The following is a 26,735-nucleotide window of genomic DNA, read 5'->3' as shown; positions in this document are numbered from 1 at the left end:
ATGTTGAAAATACCGGCATTCATTTCAAACAAAGTTGAAAGAAATGGTGACAACTGCATATTGACATTAACTACCAAGCAAGCGAAACTCGTTGCCATTATTGGTTCCGTAGTATTGGTCTTGGGATTGGTACTCGGTATTTGGGGCATCGTGCGCCAAGCTGAGATTGTGCAATTACGTCAACAAACGCAATTGCAATCGGAACAGTTGAAATTGTTACAACAAAAAACAGAAGTTCTGGATAAGAAAATTCAAAACTTAAATCAAATTAGTGAAGAGAATAAGCAAATGCTGAAGGGCGCTGAATCTGGCACACCAGCTCAAGGTGGCGGGGATGGTAGCGACCCAAAGCAGGAAGCCGCTGATAATAGTGAAGCACAGACGTTAACAGCGGCACAATTATCGGCTCGACTATCCAAAATGGATAAGGAAGCACAAAAATTGCTTGTTAGTTTCTATACGATGCGCAATATCCTTCGCGATGGTGGCGCACAAGATTTGATGGCATTACAATCCATCAATTTCTCCGCTGGTTCTGGTGGTGCTGTGAATAGTACGACACCTAGTATTTGGCCAAGTAAGGGCGTTATTACATCTCCATTTGGTAGCCGTGTTGACCCTGTTACGGGTGCTATTGGTGCATTCCATGAAGGTATCGATATTGCCGATGACTATGGTTCCCAAATCGTGGCTACTGCGGCAGGGGTGGTAACCTTTGCGGGGTATACAAGCGGCGGTTATGGTAATCTCGTTGAAATCGATCATGGCAATGGCTTTGTTACCCGTTATGGCCATAATAGTGCCGTATTGGTAACGGTAGGGATGAGCGTGAAACAAGGTCAAACCATAGCTTTGATGGGTAGTACTGGTAAAAGTACGGGTGCCCACGTTCACTACGAGGTACGCCTTAACAATACGCCTGTAGACCCTATGATCTTCTTACCAATTAGCAATTAGAAATATAAAAGCTTATATAAGACCTAAAAAGAACTTGTTATGCGTGCATATGCGCTTATAGCAAGTTCTTTTTCTTTCCTTTTGTATATATATATTGTAAAATAAAAGTATATGAACGGAGGTATATCTATGAAGGCCTATGTACAAGTTTATACCGGCGAAGGCAAGGGCAAAACAACTGCCGCAATCGGCCTAGCCATTCGTGCCATCGGCGCTGGCAAGAAAGTCCTCTTCTTACAATTTATGAAATCTAAAGTATATAGTGAGCATACTATTTTACCTACCTTAACAAATTTAACCTTAGAAACTGTGGGCAAGCCATTCTTTATCATCAAAGAAGGGATGAAGAGTAAGGATGAACTTGCTAAATGGGGCGATGAAGTCGTTGTCTTTGAGTCTGGTAATCCTCCGAAGGATTATGTAGCGCTCATCGAAAAAGGCTATGAACGTGCACTCGCTGCTATCAGCAGTGGTGAGTACGACCTCGTTGTACTTGATGAGTACAATATGGCTCTCTTCTTTGAACTCATTACATGGGATAAAACTAAAGCTTTACTCGATGCTCGTCATCCAGAAACGGAACTCGTATTTACGGGACGTGGGGCTCCTCAAGAATTAATTGATGAGGCCGATCTCGTAACGGAGATGAAAGAGATTAAACATTACTACCTACAAGGCGTAATGGCTCGAAAAGGCATTGAAAACTAATCATAGGAACACCTAAGGAGGTGATGTGGTTGAGTACAGTGGCTATTGTGGCCCTCGTTATTGTGGCCATCATTGTAGCACTCATCTTGACTATCCTACTGGCACCAATCACATATAGCATCGAAATTGATGGGCGGACACCATATCGTGGCGAGCTGCGCATCAAATGGCTGTCGCGCGTATTTTCACTCCACTTAGCGTACATTCAAAATAAACCATTTTTTAAGGAATTATACGTTTTAGGTGTACTTAAGATCGGTCCTGTGAAAGACTATGAACAATGGCTTGAAAATCGTGTAGATGAAGAATATCAAAAGGTAATGGATGATGACGGCGACATATCACAGGCAGAAGCTTTTGCAAAGGCTATGCAAGGAGGCGGACAAGGTCCAACTGCAAGCTCTAGCGGCACAAGCTTTGATGACTTGAAGAGCGCCCAAGGCTCCAATACAATCTTTGATGATGACGAATCACCAGGGGCGGGGAGCGCACCTAGGGCAAAGGAGCGTATTGAGCGACCTGATGCGGTTTCTAAGGATATGGATGCACAAGCTCGTGCTGAGCGGTATGATTCGATACAACAGGATCCAACGGCTCATATTCAAGATGATGATGAAGTAATAAGTCATGTTACTTTCAATAGTGACGGATCTATCAAGGAAAAGGTATTTACAAAGGTAAATGATATTAAAACGACTGTGAAACAACGTTTTGGAAAGCCTGATCCCAATGATCCGGTAGCATCATTCAAGTCTGAAATTCCTACATTCTGGTTCATGAAACACTTGGGAAATATAGAGTTGTGGCGTCAGATATTCCTTGTGTCGAAACGATGCTATAACCACTCTAAACCACGTGATATGGCTATAGAGGGCCGATTTGGTATTGGTGATCCGTATCGGATGGGGCTTATTGCATCTATGTTGTATAGCATTTGGCCTGAGCAAGCAGAGTCTATTGAGATAGATTATGTGAACTGGGTAGCTGAAGGCAGCGGCCATATTAAAGGTCGTATGATTCTTGCCGTATTGGCGTGGTATGGTACTAGATTCTTGGTATCTAAACCTATGCGTTCCCTATTGGGTGAAAGTGCTCGTGTCTTCTGGGTTAAACGGAAGGAAGCCAAGCAACTAGAAAAGCTAAAAGCCGAACAGGGTCAAACAGCGTAAGGATATATAAAGTCAATTGAGTATATGAGCTGTATTATTATAGCTATAATACTTTCACAAAAAGCGGAGGTACTGTGATGGAGAACAGTAATGTAAAAGAGAATTTGGAAGTCCTATTCGAGAAGTTTAAAAATATGATCAAAGTGGAAACTGTAGTTGGTGAAGCTGTGCAAATTGGCGATACTACACTCGTTCCATTTGTTGATGTAACCTTTGGCTTCGGTACTGGTACAAACCACTGCACAGCCAATAAGAGCCAAGAATCTGGCGGCGGTGGCGGTGGTGCCAAAATGGAACCAAGCGCAATCCTTGTTATTAAAGGTGACCGCATCGAATTGTTCAACATTAAGGGCAACCCTTACAGCAGCAGCTTTGATCGTCTTATCGGTTTGGTACCTGATCTCGTGTCCAAATTGAAATCCGATAAATACATCTATTTAAATGATGAACAATAATTCGGTGAATAATAAACCATAATTTGATGACAAATTATAAATAATTGGTGAAAGTTGAAATGCCCACATGTGTGTTCTGAATATGTTTGTATCGACTGCTTTAAGGGTCTCAGAGTATGCTTGTGGGTATTATTTTAAGTTCTAATAACTTTCATAAGTGGTTCATAGGGCTTTATTATGCTATTTATCATAGTCTTGTGAAATTTAGCAAGATTTGCTATAGTAAAAATAGTACACTATTGGATTGTATAGTGACACTTTTAATCGAGGAGGATTTCAGATGAAATTATCTAAAAAATTGACTACCTTAGCTATCGTTGGTGCTATGTCTGCTACTGCTGCAGTAGCAAGTGCTGCTAACATTGGCTTAGTAAATATGAGCCAAGTAGTAAATAGCTACCCTGGCTATGGTGCATTAGATATGAAAATGCAACAAGTAGACGCTCAATACCGTCCACAAATTGAAAAAAAAGTACAAGAAATTGAAAAGATTAAAGACTCTGCACAAGCAGAAGCAGAATTCAACAAAACTGTAGCTCCATTGCTTCAAAAAGAAAACGAAGAAATCAATAAAATTGCTCAACCTATGATGCAAGCAATTCATAACACTGTTGAAGCTATCCGTGTTGAAAAACAAATGGACGTAGTATTGGATGATCCATACACAATTCGTGCTGCTGACGCAAACAGCAAAATCGAAAACATTACTAACGAAGTAATTAGCCGTCTTAAAAAATAATAAGCACAAAACCCCCTAACTGAGTAATCAGATAGGGGGTTATTTATTATATAAGATACTTACTGTTTAAAATATATTTTGATAAATCCGATAAAGGAGTGAGATCTAATGAAAGAATTTAAAGCATTAGCCACAGAGCGGTATTCGGTTCGAAAATTCGATACTCGACCAGTGGAGCAAGAGAAGGTTGATATTTTGTTAGAAGTAGCTAGATTAGCACCTACGGCTCATAACTACCAGCCGCAAAGACTGCTTGTATTAAATACTGAAGAGAGCTTAAACAAATTAAAAGGCTGCACAAATGGTCACTTTAATGCACCGTTGGCAATCATTGTTTGTTACGATAATACGGTGAGCTGGAAGCGGGAATACGACGATGAAGACTTAGGCGTTGTAGATGCCAGCATTGTAGGCTCTCACATTATATTTACCGTAGCCGATATCGGTTTAGGCACAACGTGGATTGCTCACTTTGATCCTGCTAAAGTGCGGGAAGCTTATGCTTTGCCTGATAATATCATTCCTGTAGCCATCTTCCCAATTGGTTACCCTCATTCAGACTGTGTTCCTGCACCAGGTCATACGAAACGCTTTGATGTGGGGGAATTTACAACTTATAACTCCTTCACCATATAAAAAGGACAGTTGCTTGTATCAACTGTCCTTTGGTATTTTATTCAGGTTTGTGAATGAGGTTTACAACGAATTCGCTGTCTTCTACAAGTGTTGCTTGGATGTAGTTATCGCCGTTGAATTCCAATACTTGACCTGGTACGAGTACATGTTCTTCAGTTTCGTTAAGAAGTACTTGTACTTTACCTTTTACTACTGTAAAAATGACATTAGCTTCTGGGTGGTTGTGTTTTTCCACCTTTTCACCAGCTTTGCCGCCTTTTTTTACGATTACATAGTTAGGACCTTGGAATAATAAACCTAATTCTTGATTAACTGTGCCTGCCATAATAGACCTCCTAATTCTAGCTTTTTATGTTCTGAAAGCTTACGCTAACACTTAATTTTACATTGTGTAATTACCTTATGATTATATTATAAATGATATTGCTTATCAATGCTGTGCCTATAGCTACAGTTTTGAAAAAATATGTTACATTCAACATTGTATGCTTTTTTTACCTATATTGAGTAAAATAGGGTGGAGTAAATGTTGGTAGATTGGATATATAAAGATTAATTAAATATACAACGATATATTTACTATATAAAAAACGAACGTAACATGTTACGTTCGTTTTTTCGTCCATTTTCATCCGTTTATATTTTCTTAATCAAACGAACTGTTATGGATTTATTTTTTCTTAATTGTATATAAACGTATGCCGTTTTCTTCAGTCGTTACAAGTTCAAAGGCTGGATCGATAGCTTTTACAAAAGCTTCGAACCATGTTTGGTAGGCTAATGCCATGAATTTAGGGTCAACGCCCGCTGTACGCCAGTAGCCTGCTTGTAATCTGTGGTCGCCAACCCAGGTAAATTCATCTGGGCTTTCAGAAACCACTTGGTCACCACCATCGCAAGGCATGCCATTTACGTAGAAGTTTTGTAACGCATTGTAAATCGCTGGTGCAGTGTGTTCTTCAAGGTTATCTTGAGCCACAACGCCACATGCTTGGCCTTGTACTGCAAAGGCATCTAGAATAGCGGTTACTACGTGTACTGCTTCATCGCCGGAATTTGTGTCGAGCATATCTTTGATGAAAGCTGCTTCACGAACGGAAGCAATGTTGATTTGGTTAGCTAACCAGCCGTGAATATTGCCATGGTCGATGATATTTTCCAAGGGAATGCTTGGATTAATTGGCTCGCCGTATGTATCTACGGAGATGGAGTGTAGTTCCTCCGCCAAATCATCAACAACTTTAGAAGTTTTTTCTAAAATCAAATTTTCACGCTCAACGAGCAATTGAATTTTGCGATATAACCAGTAATGGATGTGACCTAAGAATGCGGACATATTAAGCTCCTTTTCGTGCTGTTTCTAATTTCTCTACTAAATCGTATACATTAAAACCGTGGATTTCTGCGGCTTGCCATAATGGCTCAGCTGTTGCAGATGGGCAACCTAAGCAGCCCATACCAATACCTTGTAATACAGGTACAACATGTGGGTAGGTTTCAACGATGTCGCGAATAATTGTGTCTGGAGTGATAGGGGAACCTGCTTCGAGACGTGGTGCTTCTACTTCAGGATCGTTACCTTGACCAGGCAAGAACACAGCTGGTTCTTCGGATTTGCTTTCAGCTGGAGCCCCTTCAAGGTCGCCCAATACAGCTACTTTGAAAGCCTCTAAACCAATGCGGTCGATGAATTCGCCCATGCGTTCGATTTGTGCGTTTTCTTTATAGTATGCGATGATTCGATCAACTAATGCAAGAGCTTCTTTTTCTGTTTTAACTTCTGCGATGAGGTCGCCGATGCGAGGATGCGCGCCGCCGCTACCGCCAGCGTATACATTCCAACCATCTACAGTACCGATAACGCCCACATCTTTCATGCGGCTTTCAGTACAAGAGTTTGGACAACCGGACACACCGATTTTCATTTTACTTGGCATTTCAAGAGATAAATATTTGCGTTCGATTTGCATGCCAAGGTGTACGCTGTCTTGTTTAGCGCGTTTACAGAAGGTAGTACCTGGGCAGATTTTTACGCTGCGCACGCGGTTGGACACAGTGTATGCTGGCTCCATGCCAAGCATTTCCCATGCTTTATCTACGTCTTCTGCTTTCAAATTCGTAATCATAATGCGTTGGCTGCCAGTTAATTTGAGAACAGCGCCGAACTCATTCGCTACGTCGATATATTTTTGTAATTGATCTGGTTGAATGAAACCTGCAGGAACGCGAGGTGTAATTGCATAACGGCGTTGACCGTTTTTTATGCGTTGTAAATTTGCTGCAATTTGTGCCATATTAAATCCTTTCTCGAGCCCTCTCTGCGGAGAATAGTGGCTAAAACTACTTAGTTAATCTATAAAACTCTTTATATATTAATTATTTACGCCCTAGGGTTTTGTGAAAGCTTCGCACATATATACGGACAAGTGGGATGAGATCAACTAGGCGATGCCTCATCAAAACCCGGCGTAATGATCAGTATGGGTATTTAGAATACTGACCCGACGCTCTTAGTATAAACCATTTTAACAAACAATAATGTAACTCAAGCTACAAAAATAGAACTTTTTTAATATTAATTATTGATTGTTTACTAACTATCATTATATACGATACTGTTTACAGATGAAACCCATGGGTTATATATCGTATAATAGACATATAGAATGTTCTTGATGTAGGAGAAACGATGAAAGTCCTTTACGATACTATTTTAAAAGCAACATATATAGGTCGCCCAAACCGTTTTGTGGTGACTTTAGATTTGAATGGTGAAAGTGTACTCGCTCATTTGCCAAATCCTGGTCGCATGTGGGAGCTCTTGTTTACGGGGGTAACGATGTACATCGTGCCTCATGATAAACCGGATGCGAAGACGAAATATCGCGTGGTAGGCATCGAGCGCGATGGCGTTGTTATCATGCTCGATACAAACTACAGCAACGATGTGGCGCAACATTTGATTGAAAATAAATGTATCCCTGGTTGGGAGGAGTGGCGCGTAGTGAGACGGGAATATACGGTTAAACTACATGGCACATCATCTCGATTTGACTTGCTCCTCACCAATGATAAGGGGGATGAGTTTTTACTAGAGGTTAAATCCTGTACCTTGTTCTCTAAGATGGGAGCCATGTTCCCTGATGCTATTACAGAGCGAGGCCGCAAGCATTTATTGCATCTGAAAGAATTACAAAATGAAGGCTACCACACGGGTGTTCTATTCCTCGTACAATGGGATCAAGCGCAGTGGTTCTTGCCAGATTATCATACGGATTTGGAATTTGCCAAAACCTTTAAAGAGGTGGCACCTTCATTAGATTGGAAAGCTGTGGCTGTGGCGTGGGATGAGACTTTCACCATGCCTACGGTGACACATGAATGTTCCTATCCTAGTTATATCCTCGACACAGAGGCTCATGATAGTGGCGTGTATGTGATGGTCATGCACCTCAATCACGATCTAGATCTCGAAATCGGTTCTAAAGGGATGATGCATTTCAAACCTGGTTACTATATGTACGTAGGCTCTGCAAAGGCAAATTTAACGAAACGCATTGAACGGCATAAACGAAAACGGAAGAAAATGCATTGGCACTTAGATTACTTCCGCGGTCACTGTGAAATGATAGCGGGCTTGCCGATTCGTACTAGTGGGAGGCCGCAGGCTATGACAACTTCTGCTCAAGAACGGCGTAAAGGTAAACTCTCTGACGATGCTCCAGCTGCTCGTGAAAGCGCAGATATAGAACTAACCAAAATTGACGTAGAATGTGCTCTCGCTGATGCAGTGCGAGCTATTGCGGAATGGAATGTACCGAACTTTGGATGTAGCGACTGTGACTGCAATAGCCATCTATTCGGAATGAGCGAAAACCCGATACACAATCAATTCTTTATAAACGTAATAGAAAATTACAGGATGAATATGCTAGATGAACTAGTTAATAGGTAATTATTATTGATGGGGCCTGAGAACTATATACGTAATTAATTAAAAAGTGCTATTACCTATCTCTTCGCTCCATAGTGACCTAAGTCGCTCATCAATAGGTAATAGCCCTTTTTAATACGCTAGTTATAAAGGTGTCCCATCAATAATAATATAGTCCTATCCATAGTTATCCCAGCATATTCATTCTATAGTTTCTACATAGAGAGAGGGGAGGTTTTGTGTATGAGGTTGTTTAGGTATGTGTTGTTAGGTATCGTTGGTGTTTGTAGTGTAGTGTTGAGTGGTTGTTCTTTCATTTGGACGACGGAGAATGGTGATCCTGCGACACCAGAGGATATCAAGTCTAGCGTGGAGAAGGAGTTCTCGGTTGTGCATCCGAATCTTGTTCTTCAGTCATCTGTGGTGGAGAAGGAGAAGCCATTCCAGCGAAATGTGTATGTGTTTTATGATGAAAGTAATGGTATTTCCTTTACTACAAATTCTGTAGTCAAGTGGCCAACATTGCCGGCCCCTGGTGGGGAGCGAAAAAATGATGCGGATTTTGCGTATTCACAAGCGTATTTAGTTCATTTGAATGGTTCGTTAGTGGAACGTGCTAAGCAGTATGGCATGCGGATGGCGACGCACGAGGAAGTCTTGGAGTTAGCTAAGTCTAAAGCGACACGTGTGGCAGGTACTAATAAGATATCTCTATTCACATATGATGAGATTATCTTTGTAGACGAATCTGTAAAGGGTGGAGATATTCTAACCTTTATGAAATCTATATATAGCCTGTATAAACCGCAAGACAACCCAGCGTTATTGCACCCTCGTTCTGATAGAAGCGTAGGCTTTTATTATCTACCAAAAGGAGAAGCGGACAAAACAAAAGCTAAGTATTTGATCGCCTTTCGATTTATGGCAAAAAAAGATTGGAAAGAAACCATGCTAACAGGTATTGGCAGTACTGGTAACGACACTTCGGCTGTAGAACGAGACTTTGTTAGCATTTTAGATGATATGATACAACATGCGGTGCATTAAATATGAAGTTTATAGTAGTAACAGCAAGATGTAGGTAGGCTAAAGTAATTCATTTGCTAAAGGATTTAAGATGATGACTGACATAGGATAATATTCATAGTTATGGTATAATACAATAGAAAGAGATAGTGTATTATTTTATAAGATTTAATTAAATAATTAGCGGTCTGACAAATTTGTCGGACCGTTTTTAAGTATTTTAATTTTATGTGGGGAGTACGTAGGATTATTTTAAGGTGAGGTGTTATTAAGATGCCAGATGAAAGAATGCTTGAACGAGAGTTTCAAGAAAAAATTTATAATAATCGAGAAATTCAAGAGAACATAATTAATGCACTTGAAATAGACCCAAATAATTTTTTGTTTAATCGAGAAATTGAATTTGTTAATGGGATAACTTCAGATTTTATTATATCTAATACAGAAACGAATCAAATGCAAGCAATTATAGAATGTAAGCGTGCAGATATTGGTGTTACAGAATATGTTCGTGGCGTTGGTCAGTTATTTCAGTATGAACATTTTCAACGAAAAGGTATTCGACCTAGAAATTTATCACATATTATTTATGATAATGAAGAAAATAGAAATGTATTAGTTATACCCTCAAGTTTTATTGCTAATACAAATCTTAATATAGGGCTTTTCTGCTACCCTGAAACTGCTAAGATACTTGAGATTCATGTTAATAATAATAGAGTTAGAGAAATATCTAAAGATGAAATTACAAAATTAGCAGATGCAACAGTAGATAGTCTTAAAACAATTTCTCAATATTATGTTCGTGATAATCGTTTATTTGAATGTTATATAGCATTACGTGTTATTGGAATATTAAAGCATTTACATATAAGTCTTAATAGAGTTGATATTGAAAATAAAATTCTAAGGAAGATTGAGGTTATAAATAATCGTAACTGGAGAAATGCTTTCATAACTTTATCTAGTTTAGGTTTTATGAGTAAAAGAGCTGGGCTTAGTAATACTGAAGCTCAATTGATACCAGCAGAAGTATATAGTTTTATATCATCTATGTATAAAGACTATTTGTATCCATATATTGATATACTAATGGATATTTTGATAGAGAATAGTACAGATGGTATGTGTAATCTTAATAATCAACAAATTAGTAATTTAATAAGAAATCGATATGATGGTAGAGATGTTCTTTTCTTAACAGAAAGTAATGGACGATATATTTCTAGTTGGCTTAATATTATGCGAGATGATTTTGGTTGTATCCAATTTGCAGCAAGGAGCTCTGAACGTAAGATAATTTATAAACCTAGTGAGCTACGGCAACCAGATTTGACTAGAAAAATTAAAGAATATTCAAATGCCAAACAATATATAGATAATTTTGAATCAAAAATTAATGATATCATTGTTGATATATTGGCTCAAAATAGAATACATTTTAGTTAGGTGGTGAGTAGATGTCAGCAAATACAGGATATACTATATTCGAAACCTTCGTTGGTGCAGGTGGCTCTCATATAGGGTTTATGCAGGAAAATTTCAGAACGGTTTATGTTAATGATTTTATTGACGATTGCCTAAAGACATTAGTATATAATAATCCAAATTTAATTGAAGAGGGGGCTTATATAGATAATACCTCAATTGATAAAATTGATGCTGTAGCATTAAGAAATAAACTAGGTGTTACTATTGGTGAAATCGATGTTTTTTTTGGGGGGGTTGTTTGTAAGGGGTTTAGTTTAGCTGGAGAGAGAAATCCAATAGATGAGCGTAATTATTTATACCATGCACAGCTAAATCTAGTTAATGTATTTAGACCTAAGATTTCTATTATTGAAAATGTACCAGGAATGCGTAACGCTAAAGTTTTAGTTGGAGATGACGAGGATCTTCGTAGTGAGATAGAAAATCTATGGCAAGCATTAGAGAATTACAAGGGGAAAAAAGCTGCATTACGCAAAATCAATAAAATTGATGAGGCTTTTGAGGCTGAAGGCAAAGCATTAAAAAAACGTAAAGAATTGCTTTTAAGGCGTTTACAAAATTCACCGAATTATATATCTGTAGTAGAGGATATTAAAAGATTGTATGAGGAGATGGGATATACTGTTCATATGGATATCCTAAATTCTGCATGGTATGGTGCTGCAACTAAACGTGAAAGATTGATTATTGTGGCAATAAGAAATGATGTTGAGGATATATTTGAGTATCCTCAACCCCAATACATGGATCAGTCGATATATAAATCTGGGCTTGATAGAGATTTATTAAATTTGCCTTCACCTAAAACTGTTAATGATGCACTTAAATTAGTAGATTATGAAGATGAGGATGATATAGATAATTTGCCTATGAATCATAGCGAAAAGACTATTAGAAGATTTAAATATATTCCTGAAGGTGATAATATAGCAAATCATATGGATTTATTACCTGAAGAGTTGAAAATCAGTAAGTTTTATTCACGTGGTGCTACGATGCGATTGGATGGCACTCAACCAAGTCCAACTTTAGTACCTGGGCATAGCAATTTTCCAGTTCATCCTAAAGAACATAGAAGTATAACTGTGAGGGAAGCTGCAACAATTACTGGCTTTCCTTTGAAGTATAAGTTTTTTGGAAATCATTCTAAAAGATGTGAACATGTTGGGAATGCTGTACCACCACCACTCGCAAGAGCTCTTGCTCAATCATGTAAAAAAGTCTTAGATAATTATTACAAAAATCAATAATTAGTAATATTTAATCTAAAAGTTTTAAGTATTAATAGGAAATATTGAAAGCGGTATATAATCATTAATATCTATAAAGTAATCTTTATATAGAATGATTAATACCGTTTTTTAATTTCAATATTCAATATAAGGGATTCATGTATTTTCTATAAATATGGTTTTCATTGTCTAAAAATGCTATAATTATATGATGAATTAGTATCAGTGTTAGTAAAATGAGGTGAGATTGTGGCAGACCAACAATGGTCCCACGGGAATATTCATCCCGTTCAGATTGATAAAGAAATGAAGAATGCGTACATCGATTATGCAATGTCCGTAATCGTTATGCGTGCGCTTCCAGATGTGCGCGATGGTTTGAAACCAGTACATCGTCGTATTTTGTATGCGATGCACGAAACAGGTATGACGCCAAATAAACCGTACAAGAAATCCGCTCGTATCGTCGGTGATGTACTCGGTAAGTATCATCCACATGGTGATAGCTCCGTTTACGATGCGACAGTTCGTTTGGCACAGGATTTTAATACGCGCTACCTCTTGGTAGACGGTCACGGTAACTTCGGCTCCATCGACGGCGATAGTGCCGCTGCGATGCGTTATACCGAAGTACGTATGGCGAAGATTACAACGGAAATGCTTGCCGATATCGACAAGGAAACTGTTGATTTCATGCCGAACTATGATGAAAGCTTGCAAGAACCAACTGTATTGCCAGCGAAGATTCCAAATCTTCTCATCAATGGTTCCAGCGGTATCGCTGTAGGGATGGCGACAAATATTCCACCACATAATCTCAACGAGGTATGTAATGGTCTAGCGATGCTAATCGACAATCCGGATGTGACTGTAGATGAATTGATGACCGCTATTAAAGGTCCAGACTTCCCGACTGGAGCACTCATTTTGGGTCGAGAAGGCATCAAAAAAGCGTATTCTACAGGTCGTGGTAGCGTTAAAATGCGTGCTCGTGCGACCATCGAAGAGATGTCCAAGGGTAAGCATAAGATCGTAGTGACTGAGATTCCGTACCAAGTGAACAAGGCTCGCGTAATTGAAACCATTGCGAACTTGAGCCGTAATAAGGTCATCGATGGCATTACAGCACTTCGCGATGAATCTGACCGCCAAGGTCTGCGCATCGTTATCGAATTACGGGCTGACGTGCAACCAGACATCGTACTTAACAAATTATATAAACACACTCAACTTCAAGAAACATTCGGCGTGATTATGCTCGCTCTCGTAGATGGTCATCCTCGCGTATTGAATTTGAAAGAAGTATTGGGTTACTACTTAGATCATCGTCTAGATGTTATCGTACGCCGTACTCAATTCGAGCTTAACAAAGCAGAAGCGCGTGCTCACATCTTGGAAGGCTTGTTGATTGCCCTCGACCACATCGATGAAGTAATTGCTACAATCCGCAGTTCCCAAACTGACGAAATTGCACGCAATGCATTAATGCAAAAATTCGGGCTTTCAGAAAAACAAGCGGTAGCCATCCTCGACATGCGTTTACGCCGTTTAACAGGCTTGGAACGCGAGAAAATCGAAGAGGAATACAAGGAATTGTTGGCATTGATTGAAGATTTGAAAGCTATCTTGGCTAGCGAAGCGCGTCAACGTCAAATCATCAAAGACGAACTCGATGATATGAAGAAGAAATACGGCGACCCTCGTCGTTCTGAAATCACCATCGATACGTCCGACCTTGATGTAGAAGACCTCATCGCTGACGAAGAGATGGTTATTACCTTGACTAAACAAGGCTATATCAAACGGATGAATGCGAACGTATATCGCAACCAACATAAAGGCGGCGCTGGCGTTATCGGCATGAAGACGAAGGAAGATGATTATGTAACGCAAATTATGCATGTGCGTACCCATAATACATTGTTATTCTTCACATCTGCAGGTCGTGCATATCGCCTCAAGGCGTATGAAGTGCCAGAAGCAGGCTCCCGTAACTCTCGTGGCACCGCTATGGTTAACGTATTGCCACTCGCGGTAGGTGAATCCGTTACGACTATGATCGACCTTGAACGGGTCCATGAAGATGTAAATTTATTCATGGTCACTGAGTTCGGCGTTGTAAAACGTACAGCTATTGAAGAATACCGCAATATCCGTCGTTCTGGCCTCAATGCAATTAACCTCGACGAAGGTGATCGTTTGATTTCCGTTAACGTAACGACTGGCAACCAAGACATCTTGATTGGCACTAAATTAGGCATTGCTATTCGCTTTAGCGAACATGATGTGCGCCTCATGAAACGGGCGGCTCATGGCGTGCGCGGCATTAAATTGAATGCAGGCGACGTGGTTGTAGGTGCTGGTGTTCTTAATACTGATGAAAGTGAAGCACAAGTGTTTACTATCTCTGAAGAAGGTTTTGGTAAACGCAATGATGCGGAAGCTTACACATTGCAAAAACGCGGTGGTAAAGGCTCTAAGAACTTCAAGATTACGAACAAAACCGGTGATGTAGTAGCCGTAGAAGTTGTTCATAACGATGACGAAGTCATGCTTATTTCTGAGCAAGGCAAAATCATCCGCTTCAATATGAATGATATCGCTGTGAAGAAGGGCAAAGCTATCTCTGGTGTGAAAACACAAAATCTCGACGAAGGTGATAAGGTAGCTAGTATTGCTGTTATTCCAGGCGCTGAAATCGAAGAAGAAGTAGAATAATATAAAACACTATATTAACTATTGAGTAATTATGGGCGACCATCTAAGATGGTCGCCTCTAGTGTTGGGGGAGTTTAAAAATGAAAAAATGGCTAGCTGCTATGTTTGCAGCAGGAGTTTTCTTTGTAGGTGGCTTTGGTCAAGCTAGTGCTGCTGACTGGTACTATATCGATGCTGATGCTGACGATGCGGCATGGTTTATTGACAACTCTTCTGTATATAAAACAGATGATGCGGCTACAGTACTTGTTAAAATTAACAATGTAGAAGGCTTTACATATATCTACACAGTACGGATCGATCGCAAAGAAAAAACATGGACAGAACTTGATACAACAGTATATAGCAATGCTGGTATAGCATTGCTATCCAGTAAAGAAGCACAAAAACCTACGAAAATTGAACCAGATACCATGGGGGCGGAAGTTATGCAGGCCCTATGGGGTAAATAATCCAACAATTTAATAGAAGCTGATATTCGCTTTGTCTATTTAGATACTCAGAACGTATAAGTAGCCCCGAACTATCCTGAAAGCCTCCATAGTGACCTAAGTCGGTTTCAGAATAGTTCGGGGCTTTCTATATTATTAGTACTCTTACAGGGCGAATATCCGCTTTCAAATCCGTTGGATTATTTAATCCCATTAGGGGCCTTGCTAGACTTCCTAGGGAGAAAAAGTGATCTAAGTCGTTTTCAGAATAGTTCGGGGCTTTCTATATTATTAGTACTCTTACAGGGTGAATATCAGTTTTCAAATTCGTTGGATCATACATGGTAGAGAAGTAGAGAGTTATTTATTCCCTTATTTTATGGTATAATTTAAGGGAATAGTTTTATTTATAAGGGATTAGAGCGGAATGGAGGTGTGTGTATGCGTCGTTTTGAGTATGGCCAGATTCAATCTTTGTCGTGGAATATGGATATTTTGAGTCTTATTGGGGGGATTTATCGGGCAAATGGCAAGGAGGAGGTTTTGCTTTCACAGAGTCCTGCCATATTAGACTCGCTTGTGGAGTTGGCAAAGGTACAGAGTACAGAGGCTTCAAATGCGATTGAAGGGATTGTGACGACGAGTACACGTCTCCGGCAGTTAGTGGCTGACAAGACGATACCGCGAAATCGGGATGAGCAGGAAATCATGGGATATCGTGATGCATTAAATGTTATCCATGAGAGTTATGATTCCATATCGTTGTCGCGGAACCATATTTTGCAGTTGCACAAGATTTTGTATAATTACCAGTTTAATGCTCGTGGTGGGCAGTTAAAGAGCGTACAGAATTATATTAGTGCTACATATCCAGATGGTCGAACAGAAATATTATTTACTCCGCTAGCACCTTATGAAACGGCGGGGGCTCTTGATCAGATTTGCGCGGAATATAATCGGGTTGTAGGTAATGGCGAGGTGGAACCACTTCTAGCAATTCCCATTTTTATTCATGACTTCTTATGTATTCACCCATTTAATGATGGAAATGGTCGCATGAGTCGATTGTTGACGACGTTATTGTTGTATCGCAGTGGCTTTATGGTTGGTAAATATGTGTCCTTAGAGGCTAAAATTGCAGCAAATAAGGACATGTATTATGCGGCTTTACGCGAGTCTAGTGATGCGTGGTATGGTGAAAGCTCCTGCCCTACGGCTTTCATTCGGTATTGGTTACAAATGTTATTGGCCGCTTATCATGACTTTGAGGACCACAGTGCTTTGCTAGTAAATAGCGGTTCTGCGATGAATCAGGTGCAAGCTGCCATTGATAGGCATTTAGGGGCTTTCACAAAGCAAGATATTAGAGAATGGTGCCCAAATATCAGTGATAGTACTATTGAAGGTGCAATACGTTCTCTTGTGAAGGCTGGTCGTATTCAGCGTAAGGGTGGCGGCCGTTCGACCTATTATGTGAAGCTTTAAGATTCGAGTTCATAAGTTTGTCTTTCATAAAATATTTAGTTTTCCCTTATATACTAGTTTGTATATTTTTGTATTTTCTTTGAGAGGTATTAATATGAAAAAAACATTGGCAGCTGTTTTGGCAGCAGGTGCATTATTAATCGGCGGTATTGGTAGTGTTGATGCGGCTAATTGGTATACAGTAGGCACTGATAGTAATGGTGTTACTTGGTCTATCGACAATGATTCCGTTAAAAAAGATGATAAAAAAGCGGTAATGGACATTAAAGCTATGGACTATGAAGGTTACCACTACATCGTGACTGAAGAGTTCAATCATAAAAAACGGGAAGTTAAGGATCTTAAGGTGACTCTATATAACCCACAAGGTTATGTTGTGAAAGAGGAACAAGTTAATAAAAATAGCCGTAAAGTTGAGCCAGGTACGCCTGCGTACGCTGTATTCCAACTTATTTGGGGCGGTAAATAATTGAATCCTACAGACGAGTACACTGTTGATCAGTACAGGTTTGTCTGGATTGAATGATTTTGTGAAAGCTTCACTTGCGCACGTTCTTTTAAAGAGCGTGCGTTTTTTATGTACAATATAATTTTGTTTTAGCTCTTATAGTATTAACAATTAAGCCATTAGTTTTTATAGCGCTATAAGTAAGTCACTTATTAAGGCACATTAGTTAACGCCCTTAAGAAAGATGAATTATTCATCTTTCTATGGTAAAATGTGATTTATATTACACTTTTTCGGAGGTTTTGTGCAAAAGTGTAACAATTCTACATAGTATAAACTTTCACCATAGCGTATACTATAGGTAAGATGCAGAAGTATGGCTTGGGCGCAGTGCTCCGTAGTTTAGCATATTTCGCCCCAATAGGTTTGGTAGTTATAGTTTGTTAGAGGAGGTCCTCATGTCTCAATACGAATTTATCGATAAACGCGTGCCGATTGCACTCGACAATCCATCCATTTATCACGACATTTCCAAGTGCAAAAACTGTACGTTATGCCGTCGCGCTTGTGCGGATGTAATGAGCGTACTTGATTACTACGACCTTGATGCAAACGGCGATGTGCCTGTATGTATCCATTGTGGCCAATGTGCGGCAGCATGCCCATTCGACTCCATGCATGCTAAATCCGAGCTTGAAAAGGTAAAAGCAGCCCTTGCTGATCCTGAAAAAATCGTCGTAATCCAGACAGCGCCAGCAGTTCGTGTATCCATCGGTGAAGGCTTTGGTTATGAACCAGGTACATTCTTGGAAGGCAAAATGGTTGGTGCCTTGCGTAAACTTGGTGCAGACTATGTAGTAGATACTAACTTTGGTGCGGACTTAACCATTATGGAGGAAGCATCCGAGCTTGTGGAACGCCTTAAAAATGGCGGTCAAATTCCTCAGTTTACAAGCTGTTGCCCAGCGTGGGTACGCTTTGCGGAAATTTATTTCCCTGAATTGATTCCTAACTTGTCTTCCACACGTTCTTGTATCGCTATGGAAGCGGCTATGATTAAAACGTACTTTGCAGAGAAAAAAGGCATTGATCCTCGTAAGATCGTATCCGTATCTGTAAACCCTTGTACGGCTAAAAAAGCAGAAACGAAACGGGAAGAAGAAAATGCAGCGGCTCGTTACCACAATGACGAATCTCTTGGCATGGACACAGATATTTCCATCACAACTCGTGAGTTTATTCGTTGGATTCAAGAGGAACATATCGACTTCAACACAGTGGAAGAATCTCAATTCGACGACTTAATCGGCATGGAAACTGGCGCATCCATCATCTTCGGTAACACAGGTGGTGTTATGGAAGCAGCGATGCGTACGGCTTACAAGCTCATCACTGATAAAGAGCCACCTCCATACGCGTTGACTCACCTTGAAGACGTTCGCGGTATGGAAGGCGTAAAAGAGGCAACTGTTCAATTGGGTGATGACGTAACATTGTCCGTTGCCGTTGTTCACGGTGGTAAAAACACACGGGACTTCTTGAATGCATTAAAAGATAGCGGTAAACATTACGATTTCATCGAAGTTATGGCTTGCCCAGGTGGCTGTATCGGTGGCGGTGGTCAACCGCGCACTAAATTGCCGCAAGCTGTGAAAACTAAGGAAGCGCGTATCGGCGGTCTTTACGAAGCTGACGAAAACTACAAATGGGTTGCGTCCTATGAAAATCCTGAAATCCAAGCGTTGTACAAAGACTTCTTGGGTGAACCATTGGGTCATAAAGCACACGAACTTTTACATACACATTACACAAATCGTAGTGCGGTTCTTGGTACACGTAAGGACGTGACACCTGAAACATGCCCAACATCCCCTAAATTTAAAGGCTAATGATAGCCGATTGCTTGAATATGGTGCAAGTTGGTGTTGACTATGTGCCAGTAAACAAAGAAAAAATTTAAAGATTAATAATAGTCGATTACTTAAATAGTAGGCTGTTACAGCAACTAAATGTTTATAAACATTTAGTAATGTTTGCTATTTAGGGTACAACAATATAAAATAGAAAATCCTACGGGTCATGAGTGACTTGATACTCACGTAGCCTTTTGTTACAGTGCGGTCACTTTTTAAACGATTCGTAGGATTTTTTTATATAATTATTCAAAATTCACATATTTTTACTGTATAACTTTATTATAATAATTCAGTATAAAAAAATTATTTTATTATGAGGAAAAGATGAATCATTTAGTGTATAATATAAAAATATACTGTACGGATCAAGAGGGGACTTATGGGTGTTGCATTGGGAGAGCAACATAGAAAGCCCATAATATTCATAATATTGCGTAAGCATTAAGGAGCTTTTAGGAGAGATGAACCAGTTTTTTCGGCGGGTCCTGAGTGGCCTTGCCTTACTAGTTGCTGTCGTTGGTACAACTGGATGCCAACATGAGAGTCAGGCAGAACAAGAAACGGTACGAACCGTATCGTACCGTGCCGTCCTGGAGTCCAATAAACCCGTGTCTGAAAAGGTGGACACTTGGATTGCGGCCATGTCTCAAGAGGATAAGGTGGGGCAGCTGATGATGATCAGCCTTCATGGTAGTACGATAGGACAATCCCAAAAGGATGTGATTCGAAAATACCGTGTCAGTGGCGTGATGCTAACGAATGAAAATCTTATTAATAAGAACCAAGTGAAAACTTTCACCAGCGATATTATGCAAACGGCGATAACCTCTAGCATGGTGACACCCTATATTGCGGTGCATCGTGATCGCATATTGCATGGGAATGAAAGTTTCTTGCGGTTGCCGAAGCCCAATCGGTGGGGGCAATTGCCTATGGATCGTATCATTAATTTGGCCACGCGATCTGCTATTGAAATGCGGGATATGGGCTTTAACTTGGTTATTGGGCCTAATGCTAACCTTGGCGTACCGAATATGTCCTATACATCGGACCCCACGTGGGCAGGCCATATAAATCTTGCCATGGTGGAGCGTTACCAAATTAATCATATGTGGTCCGCTTATAACTACTTTCCGGCAGTGACCTTAGGGGATGCGTCCTTTGGCTCAGCTAATGAGGCAAAAGCATATCTCAGCAATAATGATGTAGCCGTCTTTAAACGTCTTATCGCGCAGACAACGGCGAATAGCTATATGCTTGTGATGAGCCACATTCAGATTCCCGCTATCGATAATGAACACTTGGCGAGTTCCTCTAAGCCGATTATAGACGGTTGGCTTCGCAAGGAGCTCGGCTATAAGGGTATCGTTATGACGGATCGCATCGATGTGGGTGCGTTGCAATCCAATCAAAAGATAGGCGATTACGCTGTGGCTTCCATTTTGGCGGGCAGTGACCTCATTCTTGTTGATGCGGATACGATTCATATCGATGAAGTCCATCGTGCGCTGGCGCAAGCGGTGGTGGATGGAACGATTACGACCGAGCGCCTTAACGAATCGGTTAAGCGCATCTTATTGATGAAAATGCAAACACAAATTGATCCATAAGATATTTAGGAATATTAGATTTTGTAATTAGGAATTTACGAATTAGATATTTACAAGTTAGATATTTACTATTAAGAAACTTAGTATAAGAAAATTCAGTAACAATTTAATATACTTAACATGCAAATGACGTGCTATACCTTTTAGGTAGCACGTCATTTTTAAAATATATGGATTAAACTATATAGATTAAAATCTATAGTTTAATCTATATAGCCTATCTTATAATGTATAACTTATATAACCATGCCTTATAGGATATATTGATATCAAACGTATCTGGGAATAAAGTAATCATAAGGCCTTTTATGATGATAAGACAACATGTATCGCATAAAAGCTCTGATTTGATGCGTAAAAAAATTAACATAATAAAAAGCTATGTTAACTATATGAAAAAAAGTTTAATAATGATTTAAAATTATGATATAATAATTTCCGTAAATAGTTGGAGGTGAGTATATGAATTTTGTGGGACGTGCTGAAATTATAGAGCGTATCCAGTCCCGAATTGCAATGGGCCAAATGAGTTTATGTGTTGTATATGGTCCTCATCGCAGTGGTAAATCCTATGTGGCTTCGCAACTTGTACGCCGTCATAAGGCGATATATTTGGCGGGGCGTATGGCTAATGAATCCGTCCATGTGGCTGATATAAATAGAGCTCTTGAGGCACGTTTTGTTCCTGCTAATGCTCAGGACACATTCGAGCCTGTAGAGAGTTTGCAGCAGGCTTTTGTGAGACTTTTTGAAAGCAGTGTGAAAACACCTCAGACTGTGGTGATTGACGATTATCCATCCTTGGTGGAAGCAGTTCCTCAGTTTCCCATTCACTTGCGCGATTTATTAGATACCTATAAAGATACGAGCCGTTTGAACATCATTTTGATGGCGAATGGTATGGAACAGCTCGATGGCCGCATCATTGGCGATCGTAGCCTCATTGCTCCTTTCGTGTCCGAATATCTTGAGGTGAAACCATTTTCCTTGGTTGATATGAAATCCTTGGGCCTTCACTATGCAAAGGATGATTTGCGCACCGTCTTTGCCGTAACCGGTGGGTTGCCTGCCTATGTGCAATACTTTGATAATGGTGAAAGCATCGATACGAATATTATTAACTTGTTCTTTTCAGTAACGGGAGCTCTCTTTGAAGAAACACAATATATCTTGCATCGAGATATGAAGAATATAACCGGTGCCAATGCCATTTTAACGGGCCTTGCTAGCTTGGAAAGACCGTATTACGTGGAGCTTTTACAAGAAAGCCAAATTAAAAGTGGTACCTTTACATCTCGTTTGAACGATCTCATGTCTATGGGACTCGTGGGTCGCATTCAAGCAAGTAACCGTGGGAACGCAAAGTATGCGGATTACCATTTTACGAACAGTATGTTCCATTTCTGGTATCGCTATGTATATAAATACTGGGGAGACATCGTGCGCGGCTATGGCGCTGATGTATATTATAATCATGTAAAACCGCAGCTAAAGGACTTTGTCCAAGCCGCGTGTATTGCGATTTAATCAGACAATTTCAGATTGAATACTACTACCTAAAGATGGAATACTATTACCCAATGATAGTATATATTTCCTCTAAAAAATGACACCACATTACATATGTGGTGTCATTTTTAGTAATTATATATTTTCAGTAATTATCCTTTGGATTACATACTTATGTTGTACTTTGGATAGAAATTAAGGTTCAAATATAACAGAATATAGGGAAATTCCAAGGAATTGCTGATTTGTCAAAACACTCTTTCCGCGGTATTGTGTACATAAGCGCTATGCCATGGCAGGAAAGGGGATTTATGTTATACACAAACGAAGAACCTTTAGTACAAAGAATATGTATTAAAACTGCAAACTTACAAGGTGACAATTATCAGTCAGAAAAGCTAGAAACACAAGCATTACCATCTCATTCTTTACTATCGAAAGCTAATGAGTCTAGGGAAAGTATTCCAGAGGAGTTGAAATTACAGACTCTCGTCTGTGGTCATCAAGTTTTATCGTCCTTGTCGGACAAGAGCCTCGTGTCCATCTGTCAAAAGCCGAATATGCGGATTCAGACGGTAGGATATCAGCCGTGGTCCGCTGATGAGCTTCGTCATGATGCGGCACAAATCGAGCTTTGTCGCAGGTATCGACCGCTCATCTTGCACTATACGAATCGCATGGGAAACCGTGAGTTCCGCGAGGACGTAGAGAGCTATCTTTGGGCCATCCTCATAGAATCGATTTATAGCTTTGATTTGAATGGGACCGTACCGTTCCCAGGCTTTGTGAAAGCTGGCATTATGTATGGTTACATGCGGTACTGGAAGCGTGAGAGATTGCGTTATCGCCGTGAAATACACATCCCAGATCGCACCACCGATGATGGAGAAGTCGCTTTTGGTATGGATATCTTCGCATCTGGCGAGAATGTAGCGGATATGGTGATGAGTGCCGATGAAGAGCATAGACTGCGAGCGCGCCTCGTGTGGGCCTTGGGCAGACTATCTTCTGATCAACGAGACCTATTGCGCCGTGTCTACGGTGAGTGCCAAAGCTTGGTATCGGTTAGTGAAGAACTGAACTGTAGTCGCCAAGCCATCCAACGGCGCCACGAACGAGCCATTCGGAAGCTGCGCAGGTATTTGAGTACGGACTTTGAACACTTGTGTGTGCATTAGTTATTATAATTTAATTTCTTATTTATATCCTATATATTGCATATTTCTTTTAATCTCGATTAACAAATATACATAAAATATGCAATTCTCAATTTAAATGAGAAAATAATGACACATCAAGGTATATATAACTTTTACAAGATCATAAAGTCTTTAAATATACGTAAATTTCTATAGTTTTGTATATATATTTACAAATTATACAGGCTGATATACAATTAAGTTAGCAGCAGATTAAAGCATGCTAATCTGCTTTCACAGAACACGTGTTCATTGTATTGTTGAAAGGAATGTTCCTGATTAGATTGGAGAGGATTCCATGGCAATAGATGATAAACTAACAGATTTGATGGCCGCTCGGCTATCTAAGGGAGAAGATTTGGATTTGATCTATACGAATCCAAAGAATCATATTGTTTGTTTTATTCCTACCTATTAACCTAGTGGTGGGGACAGTACGAAGTGTTATTTTGTGGATGGACGGGAAGAAATGGTTCATCTGCCGATGCGCACGATTACGCGAGAGCTGGCGATGCAGGAAGGGCTGAGACCCAATTACATCATGACCAGCGACGGTCGACGCAGCAGCTATACCGCACCTAAGACCTATGGTCCGCATCTAACCTTTGCTCATATTAAATGTCGCCGCCCTATCGGCAAGGACGTGGTGTATGGCCTTTTTAACGTGGCTATACCTTATGAATATATCGTTACAGAAGGTCCGGAACCCGATACGAGCTATATTCATGTGGCGGACTTTGCACCCATCTTGGTGTACCAATCCCCGCGTCATGTCAAACACAAACTGAACGAAGCGATGCTAGAACACTGCAACTACGTGCGAAAAATGCTAGCCCGCATCAAACTCAGCCAAAACCCTCAAGTCGTGGCCGAACTATTTATCGCCTGGAGAGACCTAACGAGATAATTCGTTGGACGGTGAAAGTAGAAATAGGAGGGTGGAGAGAAATCTGGAAAAGGAGGATAGGCGTATAAGAAAATAAACGAAACTGCGGGAGCAGATGAATTATTAAAAACGAGTTACATATGGCACCTCAATAGAGCTACCTTATATAAGGTGGCTCTATTTTCATATGTTTTTCATTAATGCTAGTGATGTGCTATAATAGACCTAGATTTAATCTTTTGAGAATCGAATCTGCGCCGTTGTGATAGTGGCGCGGTTAAACGGTATTATTTTAGCTCGCTAAAGTGCCTTTCGGGGTGGATTTACAATCTCCGCCGTTTTTGGTATTTTAGAACCAGTAAATATCTGTTGTTTCAAAGACAGAGTTAAATTAAATAATCCCCTAATGGGGACGGAAATCTTTCATAGATAATTCTTTAAATTCCTCCCAATTAGTCCAAAAGTTAAATTAAATAATCCCCTAATGGGGACGGAAATCTCCTTATATTGTGCAGGTGTTAGCACTTCAAACTCTGTGGGTTAAATTAAATAATCCCCTAATGGGGACGGAAATTTCTAATTCAATGTATGCATAGATTAATTCTGGAATATCTTGTTAAATTAAATAATCCCCTAATGGGGACGGAAATCTTTTTTATGGCGAAACGATGCACCAAATACCGAAGTACCGAGTTAAATTAAATAATCCCCTAATGGGGACGGAAATAATCCTTCACCGTAATAACCAATACTACGTAAGTCAGTACCAAGTTAAATTAAATAATCCCCTAATGGGGACGGAAATAGCACTTCTTTGAAATAATCATTCTTAAATTTCTTCATTATTGTTAAATTAAATAATCCCCTAATGGGGACGGAAATTCTCATAATTATGCCTCCAATCCTAAAAAATTACGCCAATAGTTAAATTAAATGATCCCCTAATGGGACGGAAACCGTAACATTCTGCATGATTGTTATAATAGTCTACATACATATGACGTTAAATTAAATGATCCCCTGATGGGGACGGAAACCCCTTTGTTATCCATTTCATTAAATGCGGTCTCCGGCATCTTGTTAAATTAAATAATCCCCATTAGGGGACGGAAACTAATCAACGTCTATGCCGTCATAGGTAATGTCAGCCGCCACACGTTAAATTAAATGATCCCCATTAGGGGACGGAAACTTTGTTGATTATCATTGTACATATAACTATGACGAATGCCTGTAAGTTAAATTAAATAATCCCCATTAGGGGACGGAAACAAAGAACCGTCATGCTTGCAGTACCAATGACTGAATTTACGTTAAATTAAATAATCCCCTGATGGGGACGGAAACTTGGATGCTTCTATTGAGTTCAACGCTTTCTCGTTTTTGCTTGTTAAATTAAATGATCCCCATTAGGGGACGGAAACCCAGTCGGAAGAACCAATAATGTCTTATTAACCGTTTCCCATGTTAAATTAAATAATCCCCTGATGGAGACGGAGACTTAGCCGTCAAAAAGAATTGATTCAATCGTCTACTTAAAGACGTTAAATTAAATGATCCCTTGATGGGGACGGAAACAAATTATGGATCACATCTTTTTTGAGTGCACATGCGACGTATAGTTAAATTAAATAATCCCCTGATGGGGACGGAAACTACTAACTGGTCGTGTTGTTGAAGGAGATATTACTGTCAAATTCGGGTTAAATTAAATAATCCCCTGATGGGGACGGAAACCATTTCATCAAGATTTTCACGAAGCAAAGCTTTTTCACTATCATGTTAAATTAAATGATCCCCATTAGGGGACGGAAACAAAATCATTTTTGAAAGTGTATTCCTTCCAGTATTTACGGTTTGTTAAATTAAATGATCCCCATTAGGGGACGGAAACCATCGTAATTACTCCCCATGGTTGATTTGTTAATATGTTATATCGTTAAATTAAATGATCCTCACTAGGGGACGGAAACTTACGATATGAAAGTTGCTTATTGACGTGAATTTGGTGATTTTGTTAAATTAAATAACCCCCTGATGGGGACGGAAACAATCGCATATCAGGATTGTCTTTCCATTTGTTTGCATATTCTGGTTAAATTAAATAATCCCCATTAGGGGACGGAAACCTAATTCCGAGTACAGTCGCCATTTGGGCGACCGAAATCACTTTTGTTAAATTAAAT

General features: G+C 39.8%; 22 protein-coding genes. 19 read left to right on the top strand and 3 right to left on the bottom strand.

Annotated elements, in window-relative coordinates; all coding sequences use genetic code 11:
- The 6 genes from E7L28_RS06625 (at position 1) to E7L28_RS06600 (ending at position 4,664) form a co-directional block, all read left to right on the top strand.
- Complete coding sequence (locus tag E7L28_RS06625; RefSeq protein WP_021148795.1) at positions 1-957, top strand: M23 family metallopeptidase; 957 nt, start codon at positions 1-3, stop codon at positions 955-957.
- Positions 958-1,086: 129 nt separating this feature from the next.
- Entirely contained in the window at positions 1,087-1,665 is a 579-nt protein-coding gene (locus tag E7L28_RS06620) for a cob(I)yrinic acid a,c-diamide adenosyltransferase (protein WP_004694402.1), read from the top strand.
- Positions 1,666-1,694: 29 nt separating this feature from the next.
- On the top strand, positions 1,695-2,834 hold the full coding sequence (locus tag E7L28_RS06615) for a hypothetical protein (protein WP_278604939.1): 1,140 nt from the start codon (positions 1,695-1,697) through the stop codon (positions 2,832-2,834).
- 77 nt (positions 2,835-2,911) lie between these two features.
- Complete coding sequence (locus E7L28_RS06610) at positions 2,912-3,289, top strand: GerW family sporulation protein (RefSeq protein ID WP_004698027.1); 378 nt, start codon at positions 2,912-2,914, stop codon at positions 3,287-3,289.
- Positions 3,290-3,569: 280 nt separating this feature from the next.
- On the top strand, positions 3,570-4,028 hold the full coding sequence (locus E7L28_RS06605; protein WP_004698051.1) for an OmpH family outer membrane protein: 459 nt from the start codon (positions 3,570-3,572) through the stop codon (positions 4,026-4,028).
- Between the two features lie 108 nt (positions 4,029-4,136).
- On the top strand, positions 4,137-4,664 hold the full coding sequence (locus tag E7L28_RS06600) for a nitroreductase family protein (protein ID WP_195213402.1): 528 nt from the start codon (positions 4,137-4,139) through the stop codon (positions 4,662-4,664).
- 37 nt (positions 4,665-4,701) lie between these two features.
- Here E7L28_RS06600 and E7L28_RS06595 read toward each other — a convergent pair whose 3' ends face one another.
- The 3 genes from E7L28_RS06595 to E7L28_RS06585 all read right to left on the bottom strand — a co-directional run bounded on the left by E7L28_RS06595 (position 4,702) and on the right by E7L28_RS06585 (position 6,958).
- Complete coding sequence (locus E7L28_RS06595) at positions 4,702-4,989, bottom strand: cupin domain-containing protein (RefSeq protein WP_155085745.1); 288 nt, start codon at positions 4,987-4,989, stop codon at positions 4,702-4,704.
- 345 nt (positions 4,990-5,334) lie between these two features.
- The gene (locus tag E7L28_RS06590) at positions 5,335-6,000 is read right to left on the bottom strand and encodes a hypothetical protein (RefSeq protein ID WP_287510771.1); all 666 of its coding nucleotides are present in this window, start codon (positions 5,998-6,000) and stop codon (positions 5,335-5,337) included.
- A 1-nt stretch (position 6,001) separates the two neighbouring features.
- Positions 6,002-6,958 (bottom strand): DUF1858 domain-containing protein, encoded by a 957-nt coding sequence (locus tag E7L28_RS06585; protein WP_287501394.1) that lies wholly within the window; start codon positions 6,956-6,958, stop codon positions 6,002-6,004.
- A 395-nt stretch (positions 6,959-7,353) separates the two neighbouring features.
- On the opposite strand from E7L28_RS06585, the gene sfsA reads away from it, so the two are divergent.
- The 13 genes from sfsA to E7L28_RS06520 all read left to right on the top strand — a co-directional run bounded on the left by sfsA (position 7,354) and on the right by E7L28_RS06520 (position 24,570).
- The gene (gene sfsA / locus E7L28_RS06580; protein WP_128114273.1) at positions 7,354-8,619 is read left to right on the top strand and encodes a DNA/RNA nuclease SfsA; all 1,266 of its coding nucleotides are present in this window, start codon (positions 7,354-7,356) and stop codon (positions 8,617-8,619) included.
- A 222-nt stretch (positions 8,620-8,841) separates the two neighbouring features.
- The gene (locus E7L28_RS06575) at positions 8,842-9,645 is read left to right on the top strand and encodes a hypothetical protein (protein WP_287510769.1); all 804 of its coding nucleotides are present in this window, start codon (positions 8,842-8,844) and stop codon (positions 9,643-9,645) included.
- 252 nt (positions 9,646-9,897) lie between these two features.
- Positions 9,898-11,073 (top strand): hypothetical protein, encoded by a 1,176-nt coding sequence (locus E7L28_RS06570; RefSeq protein ID WP_024062478.1) that lies wholly within the window; start codon positions 9,898-9,900, stop codon positions 11,071-11,073.
- An 11-nt stretch (positions 11,074-11,084) separates the two neighbouring features.
- Positions 11,085-12,365 carry a DNA cytosine methyltransferase gene (locus tag E7L28_RS06565; RefSeq protein ID WP_024062477.1) on the top strand — a complete coding sequence of 427 codons (1,281 nt, stop codon included), beginning with the start codon at positions 11,085-11,087 and terminating at the stop codon, positions 12,363-12,365.
- 231 nt (positions 12,366-12,596) lie between these two features.
- A complete protein-coding gene (gene gyrA, locus E7L28_RS06560) occupies positions 12,597-15,065 on the top strand; it encodes a DNA gyrase subunit A (protein ID WP_316711544.1) in 2,469 nt (822 codons plus the stop codon).
- Between the two features lie 80 nt (positions 15,066-15,145).
- The gene (locus E7L28_RS06555) at positions 15,146-15,517 is read left to right on the top strand and encodes a hypothetical protein (protein WP_004694430.1); all 372 of its coding nucleotides are present in this window, start codon (positions 15,146-15,148) and stop codon (positions 15,515-15,517) included.
- 420 nt (positions 15,518-15,937) lie between these two features.
- Positions 15,938-16,981, top strand: coding sequence for a Fic family protein (locus E7L28_RS06550; RefSeq protein WP_101928896.1), 1,044 nt, complete (start codon positions 15,938-15,940; stop codon positions 16,979-16,981).
- Between the two features lie 94 nt (positions 16,982-17,075).
- A complete protein-coding gene (locus E7L28_RS06545) occupies positions 17,076-17,450 on the top strand; it encodes a hypothetical protein (protein WP_004694437.1) in 375 nt (124 codons plus the stop codon).
- Positions 17,451-17,887: 437 nt separating this feature from the next.
- Entirely contained in the window at positions 17,888-19,318 is a 1,431-nt protein-coding gene (locus tag E7L28_RS06540; protein WP_316711543.1) for a [FeFe] hydrogenase, group A, read from the top strand.
- Positions 19,319-19,806: 488 nt separating this feature from the next.
- A complete protein-coding gene (locus E7L28_RS06535) occupies positions 19,807-20,955 on the top strand; it encodes a glycoside hydrolase family 3 N-terminal domain-containing protein (RefSeq protein ID WP_316711542.1) in 1,149 nt (382 codons plus the stop codon).
- Positions 20,956-21,417: 462 nt separating this feature from the next.
- Positions 21,418-22,482 (top strand): AAA family ATPase, encoded by a 1,065-nt coding sequence (locus E7L28_RS06530; RefSeq protein WP_316711541.1) that lies wholly within the window; start codon positions 21,418-21,420, stop codon positions 22,480-22,482.
- Between the two features lie 293 nt (positions 22,483-22,775).
- Positions 22,776-23,642 carry a sigma-70 family RNA polymerase sigma factor gene (locus E7L28_RS06525; protein ID WP_278451873.1) on the top strand — a complete coding sequence of 289 codons (867 nt, stop codon included), beginning with the start codon at positions 22,776-22,778 and terminating at the stop codon, positions 23,640-23,642.
- 472 nt (positions 23,643-24,114) lie between these two features.
- Entirely contained in the window at positions 24,115-24,570 is a 456-nt protein-coding gene (locus E7L28_RS06520; protein ID WP_316711540.1) for a hypothetical protein, read from the top strand.
- The last annotated feature ends 2,165 nt before the right edge of the window (positions 24,571-26,735 follow it).

It is taken from the genome of Veillonella parvula (assembly GCF_032575955.1).
GTDB classification, from domain to species: domain Bacteria; phylum Bacillota; class Negativicutes; order Veillonellales; family Veillonellaceae; genus Veillonella; species Veillonella parvula_J.
Note: the sequence above shows the minus strand (reverse complement) of the source record. Positions and strands in the feature narration are given on the sequence as shown.